Source organism: Nannocystis pusilla (assembly GCF_020073745.1).
Classification (GTDB): domain Bacteria; phylum Myxococcota_A; class Polyangia; order Nannocystales; family Nannocystaceae; genus Nannocystis; species Nannocystis radixulma.
In genome coordinates, this window is record NZ_JAIRAU010000027.1 from 46,417 (window position 1) to 70,463 (window position 24,047).

18 protein-coding genes are annotated in these 24,047 nt (G+C 73.3%); 6 read left to right on the top strand and 12 right to left on the bottom strand.

Annotation, left to right across the window (positions count from 1 at the left end; genetic code table 11):
- Positions 1-8 precede the first annotated feature (8 nt).
- From K7C98_RS19110 to K7C98_RS19120, 3 genes are all read left to right on the top strand, one after another.
- The gene (locus K7C98_RS19110) at positions 9-1,559 is read left to right on the top strand and encodes an amidase (RefSeq protein ID WP_224193124.1); all 1,551 of its coding nucleotides are present in this window, start codon (positions 9-11) and stop codon (positions 1,557-1,559) included.
- A gap of 332 nt (positions 1,560-1,891) precedes the next feature.
- Positions 1,892-3,160, top strand: a complete 1,269-nt coding sequence (locus K7C98_RS19115) for a hypothetical protein (protein WP_224193125.1) — start codon at positions 1,892-1,894, stop codon at positions 3,158-3,160.
- A gap of 100 nt (positions 3,161-3,260) precedes the next feature.
- Positions 3,261-3,914 carry an RNA polymerase sigma factor gene (locus tag K7C98_RS19120; protein WP_224193126.1) on the top strand — a complete coding sequence of 218 codons (654 nt, stop codon included), beginning with the start codon at positions 3,261-3,263 and terminating at the stop codon, positions 3,912-3,914.
- 123 nt (positions 3,915-4,037) lie between these two features.
- On the opposite strand, the gene K7C98_RS19125 is transcribed toward K7C98_RS19120, so the two are convergent.
- Genes K7C98_RS19125 through K7C98_RS19135 form a run of 3 tightly spaced genes read right to left on the bottom strand, consistent with a single transcriptional unit; the run spans position 4,038 to position 7,361 of the window.
- Positions 4,038-5,591 (bottom strand): serine/threonine-protein kinase, encoded by a 1,554-nt coding sequence (locus K7C98_RS19125; protein WP_224193127.1) that lies wholly within the window; start codon positions 5,589-5,591, stop codon positions 4,038-4,040.
- A gap of 46 nt (positions 5,592-5,637) precedes the next feature.
- Complete coding sequence (locus tag K7C98_RS19130; protein ID WP_224193128.1) at positions 5,638-6,837, bottom strand: hypothetical protein; 1,200 nt, start codon at positions 6,835-6,837, stop codon at positions 5,638-5,640.
- Positions 6,834-7,361: a hypothetical protein gene (locus K7C98_RS19135; protein WP_224193129.1), complete on the bottom strand. Its 528-nt coding sequence runs from the start codon at positions 7,359-7,361 to the stop codon at positions 6,834-6,836. The genes K7C98_RS19130 and K7C98_RS19135 overlap by 4 nt, the downstream gene beginning before the upstream one ends.
- A 326-nt stretch (positions 7,362-7,687) precedes the next feature.
- On the opposite strand from K7C98_RS19135, the gene K7C98_RS19140 reads away from it, so the two are divergent.
- Positions 7,688-8,518 carry a metallophosphoesterase gene (locus tag K7C98_RS19140; protein WP_224193130.1) on the top strand — a complete coding sequence of 277 codons (831 nt, stop codon included), beginning with the start codon at positions 7,688-7,690 and terminating at the stop codon, positions 8,516-8,518.
- Positions 8,519-8,829: 311 nt separating this feature from the next.
- Positions 8,830-11,331 carry a type ISP restriction/modification enzyme gene (locus tag K7C98_RS44880; protein ID WP_224193131.1) on the top strand — a complete coding sequence of 834 codons (2,502 nt, stop codon included), beginning with the start codon at positions 8,830-8,832 and terminating at the stop codon, positions 11,329-11,331.
- Here K7C98_RS44880 and K7C98_RS19150 read toward each other — a convergent pair.
- From K7C98_RS19150 to K7C98_RS19165, 4 genes are all read right to left on the bottom strand, one after another.
- Positions 11,312-11,914 (bottom strand): hypothetical protein, encoded by a 603-nt coding sequence (locus K7C98_RS19150; protein WP_224193132.1) that lies wholly within the window; start codon positions 11,912-11,914, stop codon positions 11,312-11,314. The genes K7C98_RS44880 and K7C98_RS19150 overlap by 20 nt on opposite strands.
- A gap of 187 nt (positions 11,915-12,101) precedes the next feature.
- The gene (locus tag K7C98_RS19155; protein WP_224193133.1) at positions 12,102-13,070 is read right to left on the bottom strand and encodes a DUF4003 family protein; all 969 of its coding nucleotides are present in this window, start codon (positions 13,068-13,070) and stop codon (positions 12,102-12,104) included.
- An 18-nt stretch (positions 13,071-13,088) separates the two neighbouring features.
- Positions 13,089-14,393: a vWA domain-containing protein gene (locus K7C98_RS19160; RefSeq protein ID WP_224193134.1), complete on the bottom strand. Its 1,305-nt coding sequence runs from the start codon at positions 14,391-14,393 to the stop codon at positions 13,089-13,091.
- Positions 14,394-14,601: 208 nt separating this feature from the next.
- The gene (locus K7C98_RS19165) at positions 14,602-15,537 is read right to left on the bottom strand and encodes a zinc metalloprotease (RefSeq protein WP_224193135.1); all 936 of its coding nucleotides are present in this window, start codon (positions 15,535-15,537) and stop codon (positions 14,602-14,604) included.
- A gap of 163 nt (positions 15,538-15,700) precedes the next feature.
- Here K7C98_RS19165 and K7C98_RS19170 point away from each other — a divergent pair, with 163 nt between their 5' ends.
- Positions 15,701-17,149: an FG-GAP repeat domain-containing protein gene (locus K7C98_RS19170; protein WP_224193136.1), complete on the top strand. Its 1,449-nt coding sequence runs from the start codon at positions 15,701-15,703 to the stop codon at positions 17,147-17,149.
- A gap of 42 nt (positions 17,150-17,191) precedes the next feature.
- Here K7C98_RS19170 and K7C98_RS44885 read toward each other — a convergent pair whose 3' ends face one another.
- The 5 genes from K7C98_RS44885 to K7C98_RS19195 all read right to left on the bottom strand — a co-directional run bounded on the left by K7C98_RS44885 (position 17,192) and on the right by K7C98_RS19195 (position 24,035).
- The gene (locus K7C98_RS44885; RefSeq protein WP_224193137.1) at positions 17,192-17,869 is read right to left on the bottom strand and encodes a sterol desaturase family protein; all 678 of its coding nucleotides are present in this window, start codon (positions 17,867-17,869) and stop codon (positions 17,192-17,194) included.
- A gap of 2 nt (positions 17,870-17,871) precedes the next feature.
- Positions 17,872-18,651: a TrmH family RNA methyltransferase gene (locus K7C98_RS19180; protein WP_224193138.1), complete on the bottom strand. Its 780-nt coding sequence runs from the start codon at positions 18,649-18,651 to the stop codon at positions 17,872-17,874.
- Positions 18,652-18,718: 67 nt separating this feature from the next.
- Positions 18,719-21,547 carry a response regulator gene (locus tag K7C98_RS19185; protein ID WP_224193139.1) on the bottom strand — a complete coding sequence of 943 codons (2,829 nt, stop codon included), beginning with the start codon at positions 21,545-21,547 and terminating at the stop codon, positions 18,719-18,721.
- Positions 21,548-22,151: 604 nt separating this feature from the next.
- Positions 22,152-23,417 (bottom strand): PAS domain-containing protein, encoded by a 1,266-nt coding sequence (locus K7C98_RS19190; RefSeq protein ID WP_346660295.1) that lies wholly within the window; start codon positions 23,415-23,417, stop codon positions 22,152-22,154.
- Positions 23,418-24,035 (bottom strand): GAF domain-containing protein, encoded by a 618-nt coding sequence (locus tag K7C98_RS19195; RefSeq protein WP_224193140.1) that lies wholly within the window; start codon positions 24,033-24,035, stop codon positions 23,418-23,420.
- Positions 24,036-24,047 lie beyond the last annotated feature (12 nt).

Below are 24,047 nucleotides of genomic sequence, written 5' to 3' on the forward strand. Positions count from 1 at the left end.
CGCGGCCGATGCGTCGTGCCCTCGTCTTCGTCGCCGCGTTGTCGTCCGCGAGCTGTGAGCGTGCGAGCGAGACGCGGTCGCCGACGACGAGCGCGCTCGAGGTCGTCGAGCTCGATCTGACGGAGGCGCAGCGCCGCATGCAAGCGGGGACGCTGTCGTCGGCGGCGTTGACGGCGGCGTACCTCGAGCGGATCGCGGCGCTCGACGACGCGGGGCCGCAGCTGGGCGCGGTCCTCGAGCTCAACCCGCGAGCCCGCGAAGAGGCCGAGGCGCTCGACCGCGAGCGCGCGCAGGGGCGCGTGCGCGGGCCGCTGCACGGGGTCCCGGTGCTGATCAAGGACAACATCGACGTCGCCGGCATGGTCAACTCGGCCGGCTCGCTGGCGCTGGCCGAGCACCGCCCGCGCGCGGATGCGCCGCTGGTGACGCGGCTGCGCGCGGCCGGGGCGGTGATCCTCGGCAAGACGAACCTCAGCGAGTGGGCCAACTTCCGCTCGACCAACTCGACGTCGGGCTGGAGCAGCCGCGGCGGACAGACGCGCAACCCGTACGCGCTCGACCGCAACCCCTGCGGCTCGAGCTCGGGCACCGGCGCCGCGATCGCGGCCAGCCTCGCCGCCGTCGGGGTCGGGACCGAGACCGACGGGAGCATCATCTGTCCCTCGGCGATCCACGGGCTCGTGGGGCTGAAGCCGACGGTGGGCCTGGTGAGCGGCGCGGGCGTCATCCCGATCTCGGCCAGCCAGGACACGGCGGGGCCGATGGCCCGCACGGTCCGCGACGCGGCGATCTTGCTGAACGGGATGACCGAAGAGCCAGGTGCGATCGATTACACGGCGGGGCTCGACCCGGCTGCGCTGCAGGGCAAGCGGATCGGGGTGCTGCGCCAGGCGATGGGCGACGACGCGCGGCTCGACGCGCTCACGGAGGCGGCGCTGGGGTCGCTGCGCGCGGCCGGGGCCGAGGTGATCGATCCGGTCGAGTTGGCGACCTGGGGGCAGTGGGGCGAGCACGAGTTCGAGGTGCTCCTTCATGAATTCAAGGACGGGATCGAGCGCTACCTGCGGGACTCGGGGGCGCCGGTGTCGTCGCTCGCGGGGCTGATCGCGTGGAACGAGCAGCACGCGCGCGCGGCGATGCCGTGGTTCGGGCAGGAGCTGTTCGAGCAGGCGCAGGCGAAGGGCGGGCTCGACTCTCCGGCGTACGTGACGGCGAAGGCGGCGGCGCGGCGGCTGGCGTGGGACGAGGGGCTCGGCGCGGCGCTCGAGCAGCACCGCCTCGACGCCGTGGTCGCGCCGGCGATGGGCCCGGCGTGGCCGACCGACCCTGTCCTCGGGGACAGGATCAGCGGAGGCGGCGGCTACGCGGCGGCGGCGGTGGCCGGGACGCCGAGCCTGACGGTGCCGATGGGGCAGATCCACGGGCTGCCGGTCGGGCTGGTGTTCCTCGGCAAGCCGCGCGGCGAGGCGGCGCTGCTGGCGATGGGCTACGCGTTCGAGCAGAAGACCCGCGCCCGCCGGCCGCCGACGTACCGGGCGACGGTGACGCTGGACGAGTGAGCGAGGCGAGCGCGCGCTGACCGGCGGCGCGTGCGACCAGGCGGGAGGGCGGCGCAGGCGGACGGCGAGCGCGCCGTCGAGGCCGGCGATGCGCGGTAGCGCCGTCAGGAGGCAGTTAGAGGCCGATCTGGCGGGCTGCGCGAGATCGCGCTGCGTGCGCGTTCGGAGGCGCGAAAAAAATCCGATCCCTCCGGACGGGTCGCGACACCTCTGGGCGAACGCGCAAGACCGGCGCCTGCGACCCGGGCCGGCGATCGCTGTCGATCGCCTGGTCTTGGGGTCAGGTCAGGTGCGCCTTGATGACAAGTCTTTTGAGACAGGAGCAAACGAACATGTCCATTTCTATCTTTTCCCGCTCTATCCTCGCGCTCGGCCTCGGCCTGCTCGCCACGGGCTGCATCGAGAACCCGGCCGCCGAGGCGTGTGGTCTGGGCTGCCCGGCCGAGGGGATCGCCGAGGGCAACGCGTCGATCACGGGGGTGGCCAGCGTCGACAGCTTCTTCGCGGCGGTGGTGCGGTTCGACAAGGCGGCGCTCGAGGTCAAGGCCGGGGTCGACGCCGAGCTGCGGGCGATCGCGGTGTCGCTCGGGCTCGACGCGGGCGCGAGCGCGGCGGAGATCCGGGCGGAGCTGACGAGCAAGTTCGGGGAGGCGATCGAGGGCGGGCTGAAGGTGACGTACGCGCCGCCGCGCTGCACGGTGGACGCGAAGGTGGCGATCGACGCGACGGCGAAGTGCGACGCGGAGGTCGATCCGGGGATGGTCGCGGTCGAGTGCAAGGGCACGTGCACGGTCGACGCCAGCGCGTCCGCCAGCTGCGACGCGTCGGCGACGGTGGTGTGCAAGGGCACGGCGCCGGAGCTGAAGTGCGACGGGAGCTGCACCGGGACCTGCGAGCTCGGGGGGAGCCTGCAGTGCAACGGCACGTGCAACGGTACGTGCAACGGCGATTGCTCGGTGACGGGGCCCGACGGGTCGTGCGCGGGCGAGTGCATGGGCGAGTGCGAGGGGACGTGCGAGCTGAAGGCCGGGGCGGAGTGCGACGGCAAGTGCCAGGGCTCGTGCGAGTACAAGCCGGCCGACGGCCAGTGCGAGGCCGGCGCGGAGGTGCGCTGCGAGGCGTCGGCCGAGGCGAGCGCCAGCTGCGACGGCTCGTGCGACGGCGAGGTGGTGCCGCCGAAGGCCAAGGCGGAGTGCGAGGCGAGCGTGGAAGCCGAGGCGAAGATGCAGGCCCAGTGCACGCCGCCGTCGCTCGAGATCCTGTGGCAGTGGCGGGGTGATTTCGCCGACGCGGACGCGCGCGCCGAGTTCAAGGCGTGGGTCGAGGGCTTCCGCGGGCGCTACGCCAGCCTTTTGGCCGCCAGCGCGCGCGCGAAGCTGGTGCTCGAGGCGGGCGCGGGGATCGGCGACGCGGCCGTGGACCTCGTGCCGGCGATGGAGGCTGCGATCACGGCGAAAGGCGAGTTGCTCGCGGCGATCCGGCTCAGCTGCGCGGTCACGGAGATCGACAGCGTGGGCGCGCTCATCCAGAGCGGCACAGGCGCCCTGAGCGGCAGCGTGACGGCGGTGGGCGAGATCAGCGCGGCGCTGGCGGGCGGCTGAGGACGGCGGCGCCTCGCGGGGGGCTTGCGTCGAGCGGCCCGCCGCGAGGCGGGCCCTTGGAGGTGGGCGCGGGTCGTGCGATCCTCACGACCCGCGCCGCATGTCGAAGCCGACCAGACCCGAAGACCAGGTCGAGGCCGCGGGGCCGCGCGCGGCGGCGATGGCCCGCAACGACGAAGACCTGGCGCTGCTGGCGGCCTGGCGGGCCGGGGACGCGCGCGCGGGCGACGGGCTGGTGCGCCGCTACGGGCCGCACGTGGTCCGCTTCTTCGCCGACAAGGTCCGCGACTTCGAGGTCGACGACCTGGCGCAGCAGACGTGGGAGGCGCTGATCCACGCGCGCGACCGCTTCGTCGTGCCGGGCGAGGAGGTCACGGCCGGCGAGCCGATCGCGGCGACGTTCCGCGCCTACCTCTACGGGACGGCGCGCTTCGTCCTGTTCGCGCACTTCCGCAAGAAAGCCCGCGCGTCCCAATTCGACCCGAGCCTGTCGTCGCTCGAAGACCTGTCGCCGTCGCCGAGCCGGCAGGCCTCCATGCACGCGAAGCTCGAGCGGCTGGCCGCGGCGCTGCGCAAGCTGCCGCTCGACCTGCAGATCTTGCTCGAGCTCCGCTACGCGCAGGAGATGACGAGCGTCGAGATCGCCGCGGTGTACCAGATCCCGAAGAACACGGCCAAGAGCCGCCTGCGGGTCGCCAAGGAGCGGCTCGACGCCCAGCTGGCGCGCATGGGGCTGGGGCCGGCGCCGGGGTGAGGCGGAGCGCTCGTCGATCGGGATGTCCTCGGGGACATGTGAGTGCCGGCGGTGTTCTCCGCGGGGAGGAACGGGCGGGCGCGGAGGATGTCCTTGGGGACATGTCGAGCCCGCGGCGGCGGCTCACAGCAGGAACGTGTAGGCGAACTCGCCGCCGTCGGCGCTCGGGCGGAAGCGCAGGCGGGCGACCAGGCGCTCGAGGCAGGGGCTGACGTCGTAGCCGGCCGGCAGCGCGACGGTGGCCTTGCCCCGCGGCGAGACGGTGACGGTGCCGGCGAGCCGGACGGTCGCGGCCATGTTGCGGAAGCTCGAGTCGGCCTTGCAGGCGCGCACGTCGGCGGTGCGGCGCTCGAGCACGGCGCGCGCGGCCGCCGGGTCGAACGGCGGCGCGGGCTTCGGCGGGCGCGATGGGCTGGCCTCGGGGACAGGTGCCCTGGGGAATGTCGAATCGGACATGTCCTCGAGTGCTGGTGAATCGGGGGCGCTCGCGGGCGGCGTCGGAGGGGCGGCGCTGGCGACGTCGTGCGGTTCGGCGGGCGCCGGGGCGGGGTCCGGCGGCGGGAGGGGCTCGGCGGGACTGGAGGCGGGGACTGATGGGGCGACGGTGCCGGACGGCGCGGCGACCTCGGCGGGCACGGGCTCGACGGCGTCGCCGGCGGCCTCCCGGGTGAGGGCGACGGCGAGCGCGGTGGCCAGCGCGCCGCCGAGCGAGGCGGCGACGAGCAGGCCGCGGCGGGCCGGCCGGGGGCGTGGCCTTTCGGGCATGTCCTTGGAGGCAGCATGCGCGGGAGGGCTCTCGAGGGCGGCGCGGGCCCCGGCGAGCGCGGCCAGCAGGGCGTCGGCGGAGGGGTAGCGGCGCTCGGGATCCTCGGCGGTGGCGCGCTCGATGACGGCGCGCAGCGGCGCGGGCAGGTCGCCCGGGTGCAGCACCGGCGCCTGCGGCGGGAGCTCGACGTCGCTGGGCTTCTGCGCCGGCAAGCGGCCGAGCAGGAGCGTGTGCAGGACGACCCCGAGGGCGTAGATGTCGACGCGGTGGTCGGTGCGGCCGCCACGGTAGATCTCGGGGGCGATGTAGCCGGGCGAGCCGCCGACGGTCCAGGTGCTCTTGTTGGTGCCGGAGAGGATCTTGGCGAGACCGAAGTCGAGGACCTTGATGAAGTCGGGGTCGCCGTCGCGGCCGACGCGGAGGCAGTTCTGCGGCTTGATGTCGCGGTGGACGACGCCGCGCTGGTGGGCCGCCGCGAGGGCGCGGGCGATCTGGGTCGTGATGTGGAGGGCGCGCGGCCACGCCAGCGGGCCCTCGCGGGCGAGCGTGCGCGCGAGGTCCTCGCCCTCGAGGTACTCCATCACGAAGAAGGTGGGGCCGGCCTCGGGCGGGCCGAAGTCGGTGATGCCGACCACGTTGGGGTGGTCGATCTTCGAGGCGGCCTGGGCCTCGAGCAGGAAGCGACGGCCGATCTCCGGCTCGTCGAGGTAGCGGGCGCTGATGATCTTGAGCGCGAACAGCTTGTCGAGGTGGACGTGGCGGGCCAGGAACACCACGCCCATGCCGCCGGCGCCGAGCCGCTTCACGACCTCGTAGCGGCCCTGCAGGACCTTGCCGACGAGCTCGTCGTAGGTGAACAGGCGCCGCAGCTCGGGCCAGTTCGGGAACGTGCTGTCGCCTGCCTCGTCCACGCGTCGCCTGCGGCGGGCGAGTCTAGCACGCGGGCCGCGCGGACCGTCAGAAGCGGCCCTGGAGCCCGAAGCCGAGGGTGCCTCCGCCGAGCCGCGGGGCGGCGGTGACGGGCGGACGGGCGCGGCCGGTCATGGCGAGGCTCAGCAGGATGATGCCGGCCATGAAGCCGACGCCGACCAGCGGGGCGGTGATCTTGACCATTTGTTCGTAGTCGCGGCCGTCACTCAGGATGTCTACGATCTTCGGATTGCTGAAGTCGCAGGCCTCCGCCATGCTCCAGCACAGGGACCGTCCCTCGCGCGTACGGGCGCGGGCGAGGCCGATCCCGACGCTCATCGGCACGAGGGCGGCGACGCCGATGGCGAGGCTGGTGAGGCCGGCGATCCGGAGGCCGCGGACCAGGCGCGGCGAGCGACCGTCGGGGGTCGTGGGGGGCTGGGGCATGTCCGTGGGGACAGGTCGCTGGACGGCCGGCGCAGGGGATCGCGGAATCGGGTCGGAGGTGTCCGAAGGGACAGGTGGGTCGGCGGTGGGGGTGTCGGGGGGAGCCGTCGAGCTGTCCGTGGGGACAGGTGGGTTCGCGGCCGGGACGTCGCAGTCGATGCCGCCGAGGTCCTGCTCGACGCGCGCGAGGCTGGCCCGCTCGCCGGCGAGGGTGCCGTCGCCGGCGCCGGCGAGGTGGTCGCGCAGGAGGGCGCGCGCCTGGCACAGGTGCTCGCGCGGCTCGCCGCCGCCGTCGCGGGCCCGCAGGCGCGCGGCGACGCTCTGGCGCAGGAACAGCAGGCGCGGGCCGCTCTCGCCGGCGGGCGTGAGCTGGTAGGCGCGGGCGTACTCGGCGGCGGCGCGGGCGTGGTCGCCGGCCTCCTCGGCCTGCACGGCTTGCTCATAGGCCAGGTCGCGCGGGGAGGGAGCGGCGTGGACGACACCTGTCTCGCAGGACAGGATGAACGCGAGGCCGGCGGCGACGAGGCGCGTGCGACCGGGGACGAGGGCGGGGAGCGATGCGGGGAGCACGGTGACGGCCGAGCGCGCGAGCGCGTCGCGGGGCGGCAAGGGGTTCGCCGCAGGCGCGAGGTCGCGAGCGGCGAGCTCGAGGTGCGTGGCGATGACGTCGCGATCGGTGTCGGCGGGGCGAGGGGGCGTCGCGAGGGGGCGCGCGAGGTCGCGGGCGGCGAGGTCGAGCGGAGGGCACGCGACGGCCGGCGCAGAGCCGCTGCGAGGCCGTCGTGCGGGGGGGCCGATCACGACCCGTCCTTCGGCACGCACACGTTGTCGAGGCACTCCATCTTGCCCGGGCACGGATCGGGGCAGTCCGTCTGGCCCGGGCACAGCGACTGGCCGGTGTCGGGATCACAGCCGGCGCTACAGCACAGCAGGGCGCAGTGGCGCTGGCCGTCGAGCTCGATGCAGGTGCGGCTCGATGACTCGGGGTGCATCTCGCAGTTCTCCTCGACGCCCTGACACAGGTCGGCGCAGAAGCCGTCCTTGACGCCTTCGAGGCGCACGCAGTGCGGCATGCCGAGCTTGATGCACTCGTCGTCGTCGTGGCAGGACCGGTATGCTTCGTCGTAGGCGGTGTCGATGCCGGCGCCGCGATCGCAGCCCTCGGGGGACGGCCGGCAACGCTTGCCCGAGCAGCACTGATCCTCGCCGCACTGGACGTCGTTGCCACACACGGCGCCGAGCATGAAGTCCTCGCGGAAGCACCCGGCGGCGGCGCCGAGGCCGAACAGCACCACGCACGACACGAACCGCGACGCGCCTCGCACGGCGCGGAGGATAGCGTGCGGCCGCGACCGCGCACAAGCGGCGCTCCTGGTCGGACGAGGCCGCTGCGATGGACGGAAGGCTCGCGACGGAAGGCTCGCGGTCGGGCGAACGGATCGAGGTCACGCTGCGGGGCAGCGCCGGACGTCGTCGCGCGGGGTGGACCGCCGCGCGACGTCGACGTCGCGGGTGGAGTCACGAGGTCGCAGAACAGCACCGTGGGGTCGTGGGCCCGCTCGTGCACGCAGGCTGCGGCGGTGCGTCGCACGGGCGCGGGCGCGGACCCGCGCCGGGTCGCAGCGGCGGCGCGTCGTGTATCCTGGCCGCGATGGTGGTGCGCAGGACCGTGATCCTCCCGTCGCGCGGCGCGCTGATCGTCAGCACCGATCTCCACGGCTGCTGGGACGACTTCGTGGCGCTGCGCGAGCATTTCCTCGCGGCCGTCACGGCCGAGCCGGCGACGCACTGGGCGATCCTCGGCGACACCGTGCACGGGCCCAGCGAGGAGGCGCGCGGGCGCCGGCCCGAGCTGTATGACTATTCGGACATGTCCGCCGAGATCGTGGCGGCGATCCTCGAGCTGCAGCGCGCGTACCCGGGCCGGATCCACTACGTGCTCGGCAACCATGACCACGGCCACGTCGGCGGGCCGCGCACCGCCAAGTTCCACGCCGACGAGGTCGCGGCGCTCGAGCAGCGCTGCACGCCGGCGCAGCTGGCAGACCTGCGGGCGCTGTTCGAGCCGGCGCTGCTGGCGGTCGCGGCCCCGTGCGGGGTGCTGCTGGCCCACGGCAGCCCGGACGACCGGCTGCAGCAGTTCGACGACCTCGACGGGGTCCGCCTGCAGCCGCGCGACAACGACCCGTACCGCCGCCACCTGCTGGCGACGTTCCTCGGCAGCTATGGCCAGCGCGACGAGGTCACGGCCCGCTTGCTGGCGCGGGTGTCCGCCAGCGCGGTGCCGGTGTCGCTGGTGATCCATGGCCACGACCGCGACGAGGAGGGGTTCTTCGCCGGCGGCCAGCGCCAGGCCTGCCCGGTGATCTTCGGCGCGCCGCGGACCCACAAGCGATATGTCTTTTTAAACCTGTCCTCGAGGTACGATTCGGTGGCCGACCTGCGCGACGGGGTCGAGATCCGGCGCGTGCACGGGCCGTGAGCCGCGGGGCCCGCGGGCGTGTCTGAAGGGATATGGGATGGCGCGCAGCGCGGGGGTGTCCGAAGGGACATGTGAGGGCGCGGAGCGCGGGCGTGGCTGAAGGGACATGTGACGGAGGGTTTGAACGGAGACGGCTGGTCGGAGCGCGGATGTCTGAAGGGACACGTGATGGAGGATCCGAACGGAGATGGCTGGTCGGCGTCCTGATGTGTCTGAAGGGACATGTGACGGCGCCGGGCGCGTCCGGACGGACATGCGGTGATTCGCGGCGCTGATTGTCCGCCGGGACAGGTTCGGATAGACTCGCGCGCGTGCCGAGGCGAGCGCGCGCGAGCGAGGGGGCCGGCGCGCTCGTGGAGCTGCTCGCGGCCGAGGTGCGGGCGCTCCGGCCGCTGCTGGCGCGGCAGGTCGAACCCGGCGAGGTCGAGGCGCGGGCGCAGGCGCTGGTGGCGGCGCTGTTCGTCGCGCGTGGGCTGTCTGAAAGGTCATGTGACGGGGCTACGCTGGTGACCGCCCGCTCGCTGGTGCGGGCCGCGGGGCTGCGGGGGCAGATCGGTGTCGAGGAGGGACCGCTGGCCGACACGCTGGCGGGGCTGGCGGGCCGGCTCGACGCGCTGGAGCTGCCGAGGGGCGGAGAGGAGCCGGCAGAGGCGTTCTTCGAGCCGCTGCTGGCGGCCCTCGATCCGGGCGAGCGGCGGCGTCGCGGGGTGTTCTACACGCCGCGCGCGCTGGTGACGGCGATCGTCGCGGGCGTCGACGACATGCTGCGCGCGCAGCTGGGGCTCGCCGACGGGCTGGCGGCCACGGAGACGTGGGCCGAGGTGGTCGGCGGCGCGCCCGCGGGCGTGGCGGCGAGCGAGCCGTTCGTGGCGATCCTCGACTTCGCGTGCGGGACGGGGGCGTTCGTGCTGGCGTGCGTGCGGGTGATCGAGCGGACGATGAAGGACCGCTGGTGCCGCGAGCTCGGGACCTCGTGGGACGCGCCGGAGGTGCTGCGGCGCTGGCAGGCGTACGTGCCGGCGCACCTGCTGCCGCGGCTGCACGCGTACGAGCCGATGCTGGCGCCGCTGGTGGTGGCGCGGCTGCGGCTGGCGGACGCGCTGATCCGCAGCGGCTACGCGCCGAGCGGCGAGGAGCAGATCGGGCTGGTGCGGCGCGACGCGCTGGCGGAGGCGCCGGCCCGGCGGTTCACGGTGGTGGTCGGCAACCCGCCGTACGCGTCGTCGTCGTCGGCGCCGGCGTGGCTGGTGGCGGAGCTGCGGCGCTGGCGGTCGGGGCTCGGCGAGACGAAGAGCGACCTGCTGCGCGACGAGTGGAAGTTCCTGCGGCTGGCCGAGTGGCTGGCCGAGCAGGTGCCGCGCGCGGCGGTCGGGCTGGTGATCAACCGCGACCTGCTGGTGGGGATCGCCAAGCGCGGGCTGCGGGCCAGCCTGCAGGCGACGTTCCCGTGGCGCGCGATCGTCGACCTCCACGGCGATGTCCGCGGCGACGTGGTCGACGAGAACGTGTTCGCCATCACCCAGGGGGTGGCGGTCGCGTGGCTGTGCCGCGGCGGCGGGGTCGGTCACTCCGGCTGCTCGCTGCGCGGCAGTCGGGCCGACAAGCTGGCGCTGCTCGCCGAGCCCTCGCGCCTGACGGCGCGGCTGCGGCCGCAGGCGCCGGCGGAGCCGTATTACCGCTGGGACATGTCCGAAGAGACTTGTGAGGCGACGGCCGCGGAGTACGCGGGGTGGTGGCCGCTGCCGCGGATCTTCGCGGTCCACAGCTCGGGGATCCAGAGCAAGAACGACCCGGTGTGCGTCGGCTTCACGGCGGGGGAGGTGCGCGCGCGGGTCGAGATGCTGGCGCGCGCGAGCGAGGCGGAGGCGCGGGAGGCGCTGGCGCTGGGCGAGGACGGGGCGTGGTCGCTGGCGGCGGCCCAGGCCGAGCTGCGCGCGCTCGGGCCGGCGCCGGAGCGGGTGCGCCGGATCCTCTACAGGCCGTTCGACTGGCGCTGGACGTACATGTCCGAACGGTCAGGCGGGTTCCTGGGCCGGCCGCGGGTGGCGGTGATGCGTCACATGCTCGCCGGCGGCAACCTCGGGCTGATCTACAACCGGCAGATCGTCGGCCGGTCGGTGTCGCACTTCGGGGTCACGCGCGAGCCGATCTGCCACGGGACGTTCTACCTCGGCAACCGCGGGCAGGACTTCCTCGCGCCGCTGTACGTGGTCGACGCCGCGGGGGCGCGGGCGGCCAACGTGCGGCCGGAGTTCGCGGCGGCCGTGCGCGCGGCGACGGGGCTCGAGCTCGAACCGGAGGCGCTGCTGCACTACGTGTTCGCAGTGGTGCACAGCGCGACGTACCGCGCGCGCTACGACGCGGCGATCCGCGTCGACTTCGCGCGCGTGCCGATCGCGGCGAGCCCGGCGTTGCTGCGCGGGTTGGCGGCGCTCGGGGCCGAGCTGGTCGGGCTGCACCTGCTCGAGGCGGCGCGGCCGATCGCGGGGCTGGCCGAATGGACAGGTGCGATCGAAGGTCCGATCGAGGCGGTCAGCTGGTCCGGGGGACATGTGTGGATCGATCGCCGCAGGTCCCGCGGGTTCGCCGGGGTGCCCGCGGCGGTGTGGGGCTTCGAGGTCGGGGGCTACGCGCCGTGCGAGAAGTGGCTCAAGGCGCGGCGCGGGCGGGCGCTGGCGGCCGAGGACGTGGCGCACTACCGGACGGTGGTGGCGGCGCTGCAGGCGACGATCGCGGTGATGGAGCGCGTCGATCGGCTGATCGCGGGCCACGGCGGCTGGCCGGGGGCGTTCGTCACGGGTCGCCCGGCTTGAGCGCGGTCCGAGCCGCGGCGGCGGGCAGGGCCTTGCGGGCGTGGCCGATCTGCCGCAGGAGCTCGTCGGCGTGCGGGCTGCCGACGCAGGTGACGCGACGCTTGCCGCGTGCGTCGTGCCAGACGATCCGCACCGCGCGGCCGCCGTCGCCGGGCATGTTGTACATCCACTCGCCGTGCCGCGAGTAGCGGATGCCCCAGCCGCCGAAGTCCTTCCAGTCGTACTGGATGACCTCGGCGTGCTCGATGGCGGCGATCGGGATCCTGGGCCCGAACAGGCCGTACTGGACGTTGACGTGGCCCTCGGACACGGTGACGCGGAGGACGGCGAACAGGATCCACACGAGCGCGAGCAGCGGGGCGCCGGTGGCGATGCCGATCGCACCAGCCGCCGCGCCGCCGGCGAGGAGGGCGAGGCTGACGTGGAGCGCCATCGCGGCGGCGAAGATGGCGTGCAGCTGCCAGGGAGCGCGGTGCTTGTCGCGGTAGAGGACGGTGCCCTCGCCGGCCATGTAGCGCTTCTCGTAAGGATCGGGGGGGCGCGCGGCCTCGGCGGGCACGAGCGCGTTGGACTCCTCGGCCATGAGGCGAGGGTGTCGGCCGCGGCCGTGACTGTCAACGCGAGGGATCGGCGGGGCCATTTCGAGCAAGGCGTGGCTCGTTCCGCCAGGATGCCAGAGCCGGCGCGAGGCGAATCGGGGCGAACGCAGCGCGCGGCGCCGGCGGAGGCGAGCGGAACGCGGGACGTCTGCGGGATCGTCGAGCGCGGCGCTAGCCGGACTGACGCGCGGCCACGAGGGCCTGGATGTCGAGCAGGAGCTTGGCGTCGGCGAGCGGGCCGAGAGCGCCGTCCTCGCCGACGAGGTGGACGAACGCGAGGTTGGTGGCGAGCCCCAAATTGCCGCGGCGCGACCACCAGCGCTTCGCGGTCAGACGATCGCGGATGGCGATCACGGTGGCGACGAGCCGCTCGACCGGGAGCGCGAGGAAGCAGAGGATGGCGAGGTCGTCGTACTCCTGCTGGCCGATCTTGGCCCCGGCGGCGCGGAACTGGCGGACGATGAGGGCGAAGCGCTCGGCGATCTCGAGCGCGTCGAGGCCGCCGAGGTAGAGGATGTTGGCGGCCGTCTGCAAGGCGTCGCCGGGCCACAGCGCGGCGCGCTCGTGCAGCGCGCGGTAGATGGCCTCGATGCCGGCGCCGATGGCGACGGGATCGCCGGGGACGCCGACCAGCATGGCGCAGGCGGGGAAGTCCTCGGGACCGGTCAGCCACCAGTGGTGGCGCTTCATCTCGGCGTAGATCGCGGCGAAGCGCTCGACGTGGCGGCGCAGGGCCGGGGCGCCGCCGAGAGTGCGGCGCAGCACGAGCACGGCGAGGGTCTCGTAGACGCCGCCGCGGCGCACGCCGACGGCGCGGAACAGCTGACCGACGCGGTCGACCTCGGCGACGAAGGCGTCGGCCCGGTCGCCCGCCTTGACGAGCTGCGAGGCGAGCACGTGCCGGGTGTCGCTGGCGGTGCTGCTCCACCAGCCGAACCGGGGCGCGAGCTCGCGGTCGCAGGCGCGCACGCGCTCGACGATGTCGTCGGGCTCGCCGGGCATGCCGAGCAAGCTGATGGCGACGAGGCGCAGCGAGTCCGGGTCGCCGCCGCGGGCCTGGAGGGCGGCGAACAGCGTCTGGAAGCGATCGAACGGGTCGACGGCGGGGCCGGGCTCGCTGTGCTGGTCGCGGAACGCCATGCCCCAAGCGTTAGCACGTCACTGGGCGATGATCGTCTCGCAGCCGAACTTGATGTTGATCTTGGCGTCCTCGACGCCCTGGATCTTGGTGCAGGTCTGCGGGCAGACGAAGATCTTGCCCGGGTTCTGCTCGTCGTCGTAGTACCAGCCGTCGCCGACGTTGGCGCACTCGGCCGGGCTCGGGACCTTGCCGAAGGTCTCGGGCGTGCCGTCGTCGAACTCGACGTTGACCTTGTCGAAGTCGATCGGCTCGCCCATCGGCGCGGGGATGGCCCACTCGCAGGCGAGGGTGGCGCCCATGATGACCTGGGTCGAGAGCTCGTCGAACACCGGGGTGAAGTTCTGCAGGCACAGGTCGCCCCACTTGCCGCCGGTGTTGGCGATGAGGTCGAGGTAGACGTCGCCGGCCTCGGCCGTGAAGGCGCAGCAGGCCGCGTTCTGGATGCACCACAGGAAGTCGTCGGAGTCGTTGGCGCCGCAGATCGCGTGCAGCTTGTAATCGGCGAAGCCGGGGTCCAGCGCCTTGAACTGGGTGTCGAAGGCGTTGGCGCTCATGCTCGAGTTGTCGTCGGTGACGACGACGACGTGGGTGGCGGCGTCGGGCCGCAGCTTGTCGGCGTATTGCGGGTAGGTGCTGATCGCCAGCTGGAGCGCGTTGCTGCTGCTGACGCCCTGATTGATGCGGGTGTAGGTCGGCGGCTTGCTGTCGGCCGGACAGTTGCCGGAGCCGAGCGGGGCGCCGACGCAGATGCTGTTGTCGGAGATGACGATGACGTGCACGTCGATGCCGCTGGCGATGATCTTCGCCGAGAACTGGTTCATGTTCGCCTGCACGCTGGCGATCTCCATGTCCATCGATCCGGAGTTGTCGATGACGAAGATGATGTCGGCCGGCTGCTTCTTGTTCGTCGCCGTCTCGCTGACGGCGGCGCACTCGCCGGTGGTGCCGTCGGTGGTCTCGCCGATCGACGTCGAGGTGGTGTCGTCGCTGCTGTTGGTGGTGGTGCCGGTGGTGGTGTCCGGGCCGACGGTGGTCGTCGTGGTCGAGGTGCCGGTGGACTCCGACCCGGTGGTGTCGACCGGCGCGGTCGTGCCGGTGGTCGGAGCGCCGGTGGTCGGCTCGGTGCCGTTCGACTCGGTGCCGCTGTCGCCGGAGGTGTTCTCGCTGCCGGCAGTGGCAGTTGCGGTGGTCGTGGCCGTGACGGGGTTGGCGGTCGTCACGTTGGTGGTGGCAGACACGCCGCCTGTGCCGCCGCCTGCGTCGCCGCAGGCGGTGAGGAGGAGCGAACAAGTACAGAGGAGCTCAAGGCTACGATGCGACATCACACAATCTCCGACCGGCTCACGGAACCACAGGTGGCCCCCGCGTTTCAACACCCGGCCGCATGACGAGGCCGAAATGCGAGGTCAGGCGCCGTCGCGAGAAAGGCCCCGTGCGGGGCCCAATGGTGGCTCGGAGCGCGGGCCCGAGGCGCTGATTCTGAGGGCCACAGGCCTCACGGAACGCGTCGGGCTCGCCTGGGCCGAGGTTTCAGCGATAGGCCGTCATCTGGGCCTTCATGCGCGCGGCCTGGCCGGCCGTAAAGTTGTTCATGCAAGCATCGTCGGTGTAATCCATGTAGTTGTGGATCGGGTCGACGCCGGCGGCCGGGCAGGTGTTGCGACCCTCGGGGCAGCCGAACGCGGCCGACTTCTCGGCCGGGGTGTCGTCGACGAGATCGCCCTGCTTGGCGCAACCGCCCTGGAACGTGTGATAGAGGCCCATCCAGTGGCCGACCTCGTGCACGCCGGTCATGCCGAGGTTGTAGGGCGCCGCCTTGCCGCCGGGGAGGCTCTCGTTCAGCAGCACGACGCCGTCGTACGTCGGGTTGCCGGCGTACGACGAGGGGAAGGTGGCCCAGCCGAGCAGGCCGCCGCCGGGGTTGGCGGTGTAGATGTTGAGGGTCTCCTTGCCGCCCTTGCGCAGGGCTTTCTTGGCCTGGGTCTCGGCCGAAGCACCCATGCCGTACCAGCTGGTGTTGTTGGTCCGGTCGACGCCGGCCAGGGCGAACGAGAAGCCGGCCGATGCGTAGGTCGAGTTGAGGAGGTTGATCTGCTGGTTGATCTGCGCGTCGGTCACGTTGCCGACGCCGCTGTTGTTGCGGATCACGTGGAACCACACCGGAATGGCCGCGCGCGGGGTGGCGTCGGACGGCATCGGCCCGGCGGCGAAGCGATACAGGAAGTCGGCTTCCATCGCCGCGACCTCGAAGGCGGTCGGGTGGACGCCGCAGCGGCCGTGGCTGAAGCCGGGGTCGGCCGCGAAGTCGTCGATGCAGGCGTCGTCGTCCATCTCGCACAGGTCCCACGCGTCGTCACCGGCGACGAGGACGTCTTGGTCCTCACCGCGGGCGGAGTCGTCGGAGACGTCACAGGCGAGCGCGCACGCGCCCAGGATCATCGTGCACCATAGAGTCGTGGTCTTCATGCGTTCCTTCGGCCCGATCGCGGGCCCATCGTAGGGTATGCAAACTCTGGCCGGCGGAGCCAGCAGCGAACGCGCTCTCGTCTGCGCGGCCACAATCCCTGCCAAATGTGAGCACGGCTCTCGGGGGGTGATCGACCGCGACGAATGTGCGAAGCTCGCACGGATGCAGGCGCGACTCCGGTGGATGACGGCAGGGCTGTGGGTGTCGGCGTGTGGTCCTCTACCCCCGGAGAGCGAGACCGCGGGCGAGCAGACGTCGACGGCGACGTCGGCGACGACGGGAGATCCGACCGAGCCGGTGACGACGGGTCCGACGACCTCGACGAGCGAGACCACGGGCACTTCCGGGCCGCCGCCGGAGTGCCAGTCCGACGCCGATTGCGGGGGGTTCTGCGAATATTGCGTGGAGGGCGAGTGCTACGACGCGATCGGCTGCTGCGGGGTGGTGCCGAACCCGCAGGGCGAGCTCGAGCTGCGCTGCCAGGGCTACGAGTGCTACGCCGACGACGAGTGCGACGACGGCTATTTCTGCGAGGCGGAGCCGGGGTGGTGTCAGCTGATCGACCCGATCCCGGTGTGCGAGCGCCAGCCGTTGATGCTGTCGGCGATCCCGCTGCAGGGCAGCCCGTCGGCGGTGGCGCTGGCGGACCTCGACGGCGACGCGGCGCTCGACCTGGTGGCGGTGCTGCCGGACACGGGGCAGGTCGAGGTGATGCTCGGCGACGGGCTCGGCGAGTTCGCGCCAGGACAGCTGATCCCGACCGAGCTGGGGCCCGGGTCGCAGCGGCTGGCGATCGCCGACTTCGACGGCAACGGCTCGCCGGACCTGGCGATCACGCAGCACTCCCCGGTGGGAGAGCTCAGCCTGGTGTTCGGCGAGGACGCGGTGTTCGCGGCGCCGGTGAAGGAGTCGATCGGCACGAACCCGACGCACCTGTGGACCGGCGACTTCGACGGCGACGGCGCGCCCGACCTGCTGACGCGCAGCGACGACCCGAGCCAGCCGATCGCGCTGCGCCTCGGCGACGGGATGGGCGGCTTCGGCGAGACGCTCGGCGCGCCGGCGCTGAGCGGGGTGACGTTCGCGGCGGCGGTGGGCGCGGTGGGCGGCGAGGCGACGCGGGCCGACCTGGTGACGGCCGGCGCGGGCGAGCAGCAGCTCGGCGTGTTCGAGCTGGTGCCGGGCCTGGGTCTCGAACCGGTCCAGCAGATCGGGCTCACCAGCGACGAGCCGCCGACGAGCCTCGTCGTCGGCGAGGTCGACGGTGACGGCGCGCCGGACGTCGTCGGGCACTGGGCGCCGGGGTTCGACCTGCTGACGATCTGGTCGCTGGCACAGGCGAGCCCCACGCTGCGGGTCGAGGGGCCGGTTCAGCTGGGGCCCGTGGCCGACGTCGACGGCGACGGCGCGGGCGACCTGGTGACCGGCTCGTCGGCGGCGATGCGGGTGATCTTCGTCGCCGGCGGGACGTGCGTGCAGAGCCATCCGCTGCCCGGCGAGGCGGCGCCGGCGCTGCTGGCCAGCGGCGACGTCGACGGCGACGGCAAGGCCGACGTGCTCGCCGGGGCGGCCGATCAGCCCGAGCTGACGCTGCTGCGGTCGGGACCCTGATGGCCTGCAGTCGGGGGCATGTCCCGGAGGACATGTGTGATGCTACATGTCCTTGGCGGCAGGTCTTTTGGAATAGGTACGAAAGACCAGGTCCCACAGCGGGCTGGAGATGCCGAAGTCGGCGCCGCGGTCGGTGAAGTGGTGGCGCAGGTGACGGCGGCGGAGGGCCCGGCCGAGGGCGGTGCGCGGGCGGCCGTGGTGGGCGCGCAGGTGGGCGAGCTCGTAGAAGAGGTAGCCGACGAGGCTGCCGGCCAGCAGCGGCCAGCGGGCGGCGGGGCCGGCGGCGACGGTGTAGACGCCGAGCAGGAGCAGGGCCAGACCGCCGCTGTGGAGCGGGGTGGCGACCAGGCGGTCGCGGTCGTTGGGGGCGACGTGGTGGTGGCGGTGGACGATGAAGGAGGTGACGCGGCGCGCCGGGGTGGTGGGGGCGAGGTGGAAGAAGCCGCGGTGCAGCCAGTACTCGACGAAGGTCCACACCAGCCAGCCGCCGGCGACCAGCAGCGCGAGGCGGGGGAGGTCGTGGGCGCGGGCGCCGAGAGCCAGGCAGGCGGCGATCGGCGCGGCCCAGAGGAGGTAGGGGCTGGCCCAGTGGGCGCGGGTCAGCCGCTCGAACAGCGGGCGGCGGAAGAACGGCGGAGAGCTGGCCTTGAGGTCAGGTTCGGCCTCGGGCCCGAGCGCGGCGTCGAGGACGGCGTCGGTCAGGACCGGGTGGCTGGCCACGTTCACTCCGCGGCGCGGTGGCAGCGCCAGAACTCGCCGAGCACGACGGCGGCGGCGCAGGCGACGTTGAGGCTGTCGAGCGCGCCGGTGCCGGGGATCTGGACGGTCTCGTCGGCCATGTTCAAGAGGGCAGGTGCGAGGCCGTCGGCCTCGGCGCCGAGCATGATGACGGCGCGCGGCGGCAGCGGGGCGCCGTACAGCGAGCGCTTGCCGCGGGCGGCGGTGGCGATCAGGCGGTAGCCGGCCCGCCGCGCGGCGACGAGCGGGCCCGTGCCGTCGGCGACGGGGACGACGTCGACGAACTCGCCGCCGCCCTCGGCGGTGCGCAGCATCGCCGGGGAGACGTGCGACTCGAGGCCGCCGGCGAGGACGGCGTCGACGTCGAAGTGGGCGCACACGCGGACGATGGCGCCGAGGTTGTGCGGGTTGCCGACGCCGCCGAGGTAGAGGAGGCAGCGCGGGCGCGTGGGGTCGCGGCGGTTCAGGGCGGTTTGCAGGCCGATCGGCGGGCGCTCGCGGGCGATGAAGCACACGCCCTCGTGGTGGACCGACTGGGTGATCCGCTCGAGCTCGTCGTCCTCGACGACGTGGTAGGCGATCCGGCGCTCGGCGCAGCGCTTGAGGAAGGGGCCGAAGGCGGGCAGGCGCGAGGGGTGGATGTAGACGCGGCGGACGTCGTCGGGGCGACGGGCGGCGATCGCCTGGCAGGCGTTGACGCCGCAGACCTTCATCTCGGGGACGGCAGGGGCGTTCGCCTTGGGGCTGCGGAGGGCGCGTTGCATGCGGGCGCCGCAGGTATAGCAGGAGCGCGCGGGCGCTCCGGGGCGGGCCGTCGTGAGTCGGGGCGCGTCAGGCCGGGCGCACGGCGAGGTGGTCGTAGACGACGCCGTACTGCCGCTCGAGCTCGCCGAACAGCACCGGCGCGGCCAGCAGGTCGCCGGCGCGGCTCTTGGCCTCGAGCGCGGCGGCGATGGCGTGGATGCTCATCAGCCGCAGGCCGCCGGAGCTGCCCTTGAGGCTGTGCGCGGCCTCTCGCACGCCGTCGTGGTCGCCGTCGGCGATGGCGACGCGCAGGCGGGCCATCAGCTCGTCGGCCTCGCGCAGGAACAACGCGGCGATCTCGTCGGCCGTGGCCGCCCCGAGGAGGTCGCGCAGCTGGCGGTAGCCGGCCGTCGCCTCGCGCTCGATCTCGGCGCTCGTGGCGATCAGGGACGGGTCGAGCGTCGGCGGCGGGGGCGGGACCTCGATCGGCCGCCGCGTCCGCTCGAGCGCGGCCCGCAGCTCGCGGATCTGCACCGGCTTGCTGACGTAGTCGTCCATGCCGGCGGCGAGGCAGGCCTGGCGGTCGCTGTCCATGGCGTTGGCGGTCATGGCGACGATCCGCGGCTGCGGCCCGCCGCCGCGCCGGATCAGCCGCGTCGCCTCGAGGCCGTCCATCTCCGGCATCTGCACGTCCATGAGGATGATGTCGTAGGCGTGGCGGCCGACGGCGTCGAGCGCCTCGATGCCGTGGAAGGCGCAGTCGGCCCGGTAGCCGAACCGCTCGAGCATCAGCAGCATGAGCTTCTGGTTGGTGGCGTTGTCCTCGGCGACGAGGATCCGCAGCGGCAGCCGCTCGGCCAGGGTCGGGTCGAACTCCGACGCGCCGAGCTCGATCCGCGGGCTCGGCTGGGCGTCGGCGTCGCCGAGCACGGCGGCCAGGGCGGCCAGCAGCGAGGCGCCCTTGATCGGCTTGCTGACCAATGCGTCATGTTCTTCGAGACCTGTCCCATAGGACCGCCTCGCCATCGGCGCGAGCAGGACCACCGGGACCTGGGCGCTGCGCAGCGCCTGGAGCAGCTCGCGGTGGCGGGGGTCGGGCAGGAGGGTGTCGACGACGGCGACGTCGACGGCGACCTCGCGCAGGCCGGCGAGCGCGTCGGCGGCGCTGGCGAAGGTGAGCGTCTGCAGGCCCCACGAGTGGGCGTGGCCGGACAGCAGGCGCCGCTGCGGCTCGCTGGCGTCGACGATGAGCAGCTGCTTGCCGCGGAAGCGGCCGTCGTGGTCGGCGACGACGGCCTTCGGGGTCGGCTCGCTGGCGGCGTCGATGGTGAAGTAGAAGGTGGAGCCGCGGTCGACCTCGCTGACGGCCCACATGGTGCCGCCGAGCATCTCGGCCAGGCGCTTGCTGATCGCCAGCCCGAGGCCGGTGCCGCCGAAGCGGCGGGTGGTCGAGCTGTCGAGCTGGCTGAAGCTCTGGAACAGGCGATCCATGCGGTCGGCGCGGATGCCGATGCCGGTGTCCTCGACGGCGAACAGGAGGCCGTAGCGCGGGGCGCCGTCGCCGGGGCGCCGCACGCCGCGGACGCTGACCTCGAGGCTGATGTCGCCGTAGGCGGTGAACTTGACGGCGTTGCTGAGGAGGTTGAGGAGGATCTGCCGCAGGCGGGTCGAGTCGGTGACGAGCCGCCGCGGGACGTCGGCGGCGATCGAGACGGCGATGTTGAGCGGCTTGTCGCCGAGCTTGCTGGCGGCCACGAGGTCGACGACGCCCTCGATGAACTCCTGCAGGCTGAAGGCCTCGCTCTCGAGCTCGAGCTTGTTGGCCTCGATCTTCGAGAAGTCGAGGATGTCGTTGATGATGGTGAGCAGCGACTCGCAGCTCGAGCGCAGGGTGTCGACGAAGTCGCGCTGCTCGGCGCTCAGCGGAGTGTCGAGCAGGAGCCCGGTCATGCCGATGATGGCGTTCATCGGCGTGCGGATCTCGTGGCTCATGTTGGCGAGGAAGGTGCCCTTGGCGGTGTTGGCGGCCTCCGCGGCCTCCTTCGCGGCCGCCAGCGCCTGCTGCGCCCGCTTGCGCTCGGTGATGTCGGTGACGCTGGCGCGCACGAGGTTGCGGCCGCTCGCGGGCATGCGCACCAGCCGGACCTCGCACGGGATGTCGTGGCCGGCGCTGTTGCGGTGGACCCACTCGAACGCCGGCGCCTCGCCGGCCAGGGCCGCCTGCACGTGCTCGGTCGCCCCCTCGATCGAGTTGCGGCCGTCGGGCTGGATGGGCGGGCTCATGGTGCCGGGGCCGACGTGCAGCAGCTCCTCGCGCGTGAGGCCGTACAGCCGGGTGGCGTTGGCGTTGGGGTCGACGAACAGGCCGGTGTCGGCGTCGACGACGAGGATGGCGTCCGGGGCGTACTCGAACAGGGTCCGGAACCGCTCCTCGCTCTCGCGCAGCGCCGCCTCGGCCTTGCGGCGCTCGGCCAGCTCCTGCCGCGCGGTGATGTAGAGGCCGGCGTTGACGACGCTGATGGCCAGGAGGCCGGAGAACGGCGTCATCTCGGCCAGGGTCATGGTGTCGACCGCGGCGCTGCCGGTGAGGCCGCCGACGACCATGACGCCGAGCCGACGGTCGTGGGTCTCGACCGGCGTCAGCGCCAGGCCGATCGAGCTCTCCTCGTCGGGCGGCACGAGCAGCGCCTGGCCGGTGCGCCACACCTGCATGACCGGGCCGGTGTCGCCCTCGATGTTCTCGCCGAGCGAGCGGATCACGGCGCTCGAGCCGGCGATGGCCCGCAGGCCCTCGGGCTGGGCGAGGTAGAAGGCCGCGCCGCCGCCGTCGAAGAATTGCTCGGCGTGCCACAAGATCGAGCCGACCAGCGCGGGCAGGTCGACCTGCTCGCCGAGGCCCCGGCGGATGTCGTGCATCGCCGCGAGGTAGTGGTCACGCCACGGCAACGCGAACCCCCGTGTGCCCCTGCGTCGTCATCACCGGCTTCTGCGGCAAGACATACCAAATGTCGCCGCGTGCACGCGCAGCGGCGCGCGCGCCGGAGGCCCGCTGCGTCGCTTCGTTACGCTGTTCAAGCGCCTCACCCCAGCACCGCACGCGGGGAGATCTCCAGGACCGGATCGGGCCCACAACGGCGCGCAGGGGCCGCTGTGCGCTGTTCGGGCGTAGACCGGCGATGCGGACCGGATTGCGCCTGACTCGCGGCGGTGAACTGCGGCGCCGACGTCGCGCGCGCATGCCGGTGCGCAGACCCCGTGCGCGGACACCGGGCGGAGTTGCGCGGGCGGCCGCGCCGCGCTGCACAGATGTCCCGGAGGACATGTGACTGCGAGGCGCAGCGAGGGCGCGCCTGTCCCATCGGACACGCGATGAAGGGCCAGGTGGGTGCGCCGCGGGGGCATGAGGCAGCGAGCGCGAGCGCCGGGCGCGGCCGGCGAACGGCTGACCATTCGGGCATGAGCGAAAGATCATGTCCACATAGACATGTCCGAGTAGACATGTCCTCGCGGGCAGGCCGCTTCAGCCCGGTCGGGTGTCGAGGGCCTGGCGGACGCGGGCGGCGAGCGCCTCGAAGCTGCCGACGACGACCACGCCCTCGCCGCCGAGGTGGCGCGACAGGACCAACACGCGCAGCTCGGGTTGGACCTTCTGCAGCGCGCGGGCGGCCTCGCCGGAGCCGGCCGCGAGCTCGGAGGAGATCAGCGCCAGCGCGAGCGGGGGGCGGACGTTGCGCTGCACCGCCAGCGCCTCGTCGAGGTGCTCCGCCTGCTGGACGGCGTAGCCGAGCTGGCGCAGGGCGGCGGCGACGGCCCCGCGCAGGTGGAGGTCGTCGTCGAGGACGAGCACCGACTCGACGCCGCGGGTGTCGGGCGCGGGGGTCGGGTCGACCATGCGCGGGATGCTGAACACGCGCGGCAACACGACCTCGATCGCCAGCGAGTCGATGTTGCTGCGGAAGTTCGACTCGCCCTCGCGCTGGAAGCGGAGGGCGCCGCCGCCGTGGCGGGCGATCGCCTGCGCGAGGACCAGGCGGGCCCGCAGGGCCTCGTTCATGTCGGCGCCGCCCTCGACGGGGTAGGCGAGGAAGCGGATCCGCACGTACTCGCCGGCGGGCAGGCCGAAGCCGAGCGAGCGCTCGAGGCCGAGGGTCTGCGGGGCGACGTCGATCGCCAGCTTGGAACCTTGGGGCATGTACCCGCGGACATGTCGCACGATGGCGACGACCATCAGCTCGAGCTGGCGCGGGTCGACGCGGACGGCGCTGCGCAGGCCCTCGACCGGGAGGTCGAGCGCGAGGCCGTCGCCGAGCACGCGCCCGAGCAGACTGCCCATGCGGGAGATCAGCGAGGCGGGCGCGACGTCGATCGGATCGGCGAGCTGGCGGCGCGCGAACGCGGCGAGCTGGCGCACCAGGTCGTTGGCGTTGCGCGCGGCGCTGCGGATCCGGTCGTCGGTGGCGAGGTTCTCGATCTCCGACAGCGGGGTCTGGAGGTCGGCGGTCATCGCCGCGGCCAGGCGGGCGACCGCGCCGGTGCGCTCGGCGTGGCGCAGCAGGGACGCGGCCTGCAAGCGATCGCTGATGTCCTCGCTGACGACGATCACGCCCGAGGGCTTGCCGTCGCTGCCGGTCAGCGGGATCCGGCTGACGGCGAGCCACTGCTCGCGCCCGGCCGCGACCTGGGTCGCCTCGATGCGGGCGATCTGCGGGCGACCGCCCTGCAGCACCTCGCGCTCGTGGCGGCGCGCGACGTCGCCGCCGTCACACAGCTCGGGGCGGAGGACCAGCTAGCGATCGCTGCGCCCGGCCAGCTGCGCGCTGGTGAGGCCGGCGGCGCGGGCGAAGGCGCGGTTGCAGCCGCGGTAGCGCAGGCGGCTGTCCTTCCAGGCGATCCGCTGCGGCAGGTGGTCGAGGACGGCCGCGGTCTCGTCGATGCGGACGAGGGCGGCGGCGAGGGCGGCGGCCAGAGCGCTGGCCGCATGGGCATGTCCTTCGGACCAGGTGAAGCGCTGGCCGAAGGCGGCGAACAGCAGCACGCCGACGAGCCCGTCGCCGCGCGCCGGGGCGGCCAGCAGCGCGGGCGCGCCGAACAGCCGCAGCGGCTTGAGCTCGGGCGGCGAGACCTCGCCCGCCGGGGCGCTGACGACCCGGCCCTCGGCGAACGCCTCGAGCCAGCGCGGGGGCAATCGCAGTTCGTCGCCGCGCGGGGCGCCGCGCTCGCGCATCCACACGCCGCGCGGGGCGAAGCCGAGGCCGCTGGGCTCGAGGAAGGCCCCGAAATCGAGCCCCAGCGGATCGGCGAAGGCCGCGAGCGCCCGCTCGGCAGCACCGGCACCGGGGAGCAGGAGGCTCCGCAGGGCCGCTGCGAGGGCGGGAAGGCACCGTTCTTCGCCAGGCTCGGGCATCTAGAGCGACAG

What these genes read in the sequence shown, in the direction of transcription:
- K7C98_RS19110 (WP_224193124.1), top strand. Translation starts at nt 9, where the DNA reads ATGCGTCGTGCCCTCGTCTTCGTCGCCGCGTTGTCGTCCGCGAGCTGT.
- K7C98_RS19115 (WP_224193125.1), top strand. Translation starts at nt 1,892, where the DNA reads ATGTCCATTTCTATCTTTTCCCGCTCTATCCTCGCGCTCGGCCTCGGC.
- K7C98_RS19120 (WP_224193126.1), top strand. Translation starts at nt 3,261, where the DNA reads ATGTCGAAGCCGACCAGACCCGAAGACCAGGTCGAGGCCGCGGGGCCG.
- K7C98_RS19140 (WP_224193130.1), top strand. Translation starts at nt 7,688, where the DNA reads ATGGTGGTGCGCAGGACCGTGATCCTCCCGTCGCGCGGCGCGCTGATC.
- K7C98_RS19150 (WP_224193132.1), bottom strand. Translation starts at nt 11,914, where the DNA reads ATGGCCGAGGAGTCCAACGCGCTCGTGCCCGCCGAGGCCGCGCGCCCC.
- K7C98_RS19155 (WP_224193133.1), bottom strand. Translation starts at nt 13,070, where the DNA reads ATGGCGTTCCGCGACCAGCACAGCGAGCCCGGCCCCGCCGTCGACCCG.
- K7C98_RS19160 (WP_224193134.1), bottom strand. Translation starts at nt 14,393, where the DNA reads ATGTCGCATCGTAGCCTTGAGCTCCTCTGTACTTGTTCGCTCCTCCTC.
- K7C98_RS19165 (WP_224193135.1), bottom strand. Translation starts at nt 15,537, where the DNA reads ATGAAGACCACGACTCTATGGTGCACGATGATCCTGGGCGCGTGCGCG.
- K7C98_RS19170 (WP_224193136.1), top strand. Translation starts at nt 15,701, where the DNA reads ATGCAGGCGCGACTCCGGTGGATGACGGCAGGGCTGTGGGTGTCGGCG.
- K7C98_RS19180 (WP_224193138.1), bottom strand. Translation starts at nt 18,651, where the DNA reads ATGCAACGCGCCCTCCGCAGCCCCAAGGCGAACGCCCCTGCCGTCCCC.
- K7C98_RS19185 (WP_224193139.1), bottom strand. Translation starts at nt 21,547, where the DNA reads ATGCACGACATCCGCCGGGGCCTCGGCGAGCAGGTCGACCTGCCCGCG.
- K7C98_RS19195 (WP_224193140.1), bottom strand. Translation starts at nt 24,035, where the DNA reads ATGCCCGAGCCTGGCGAAGAACGGTGCCTTCCCGCCCTCGCAGCGGCC.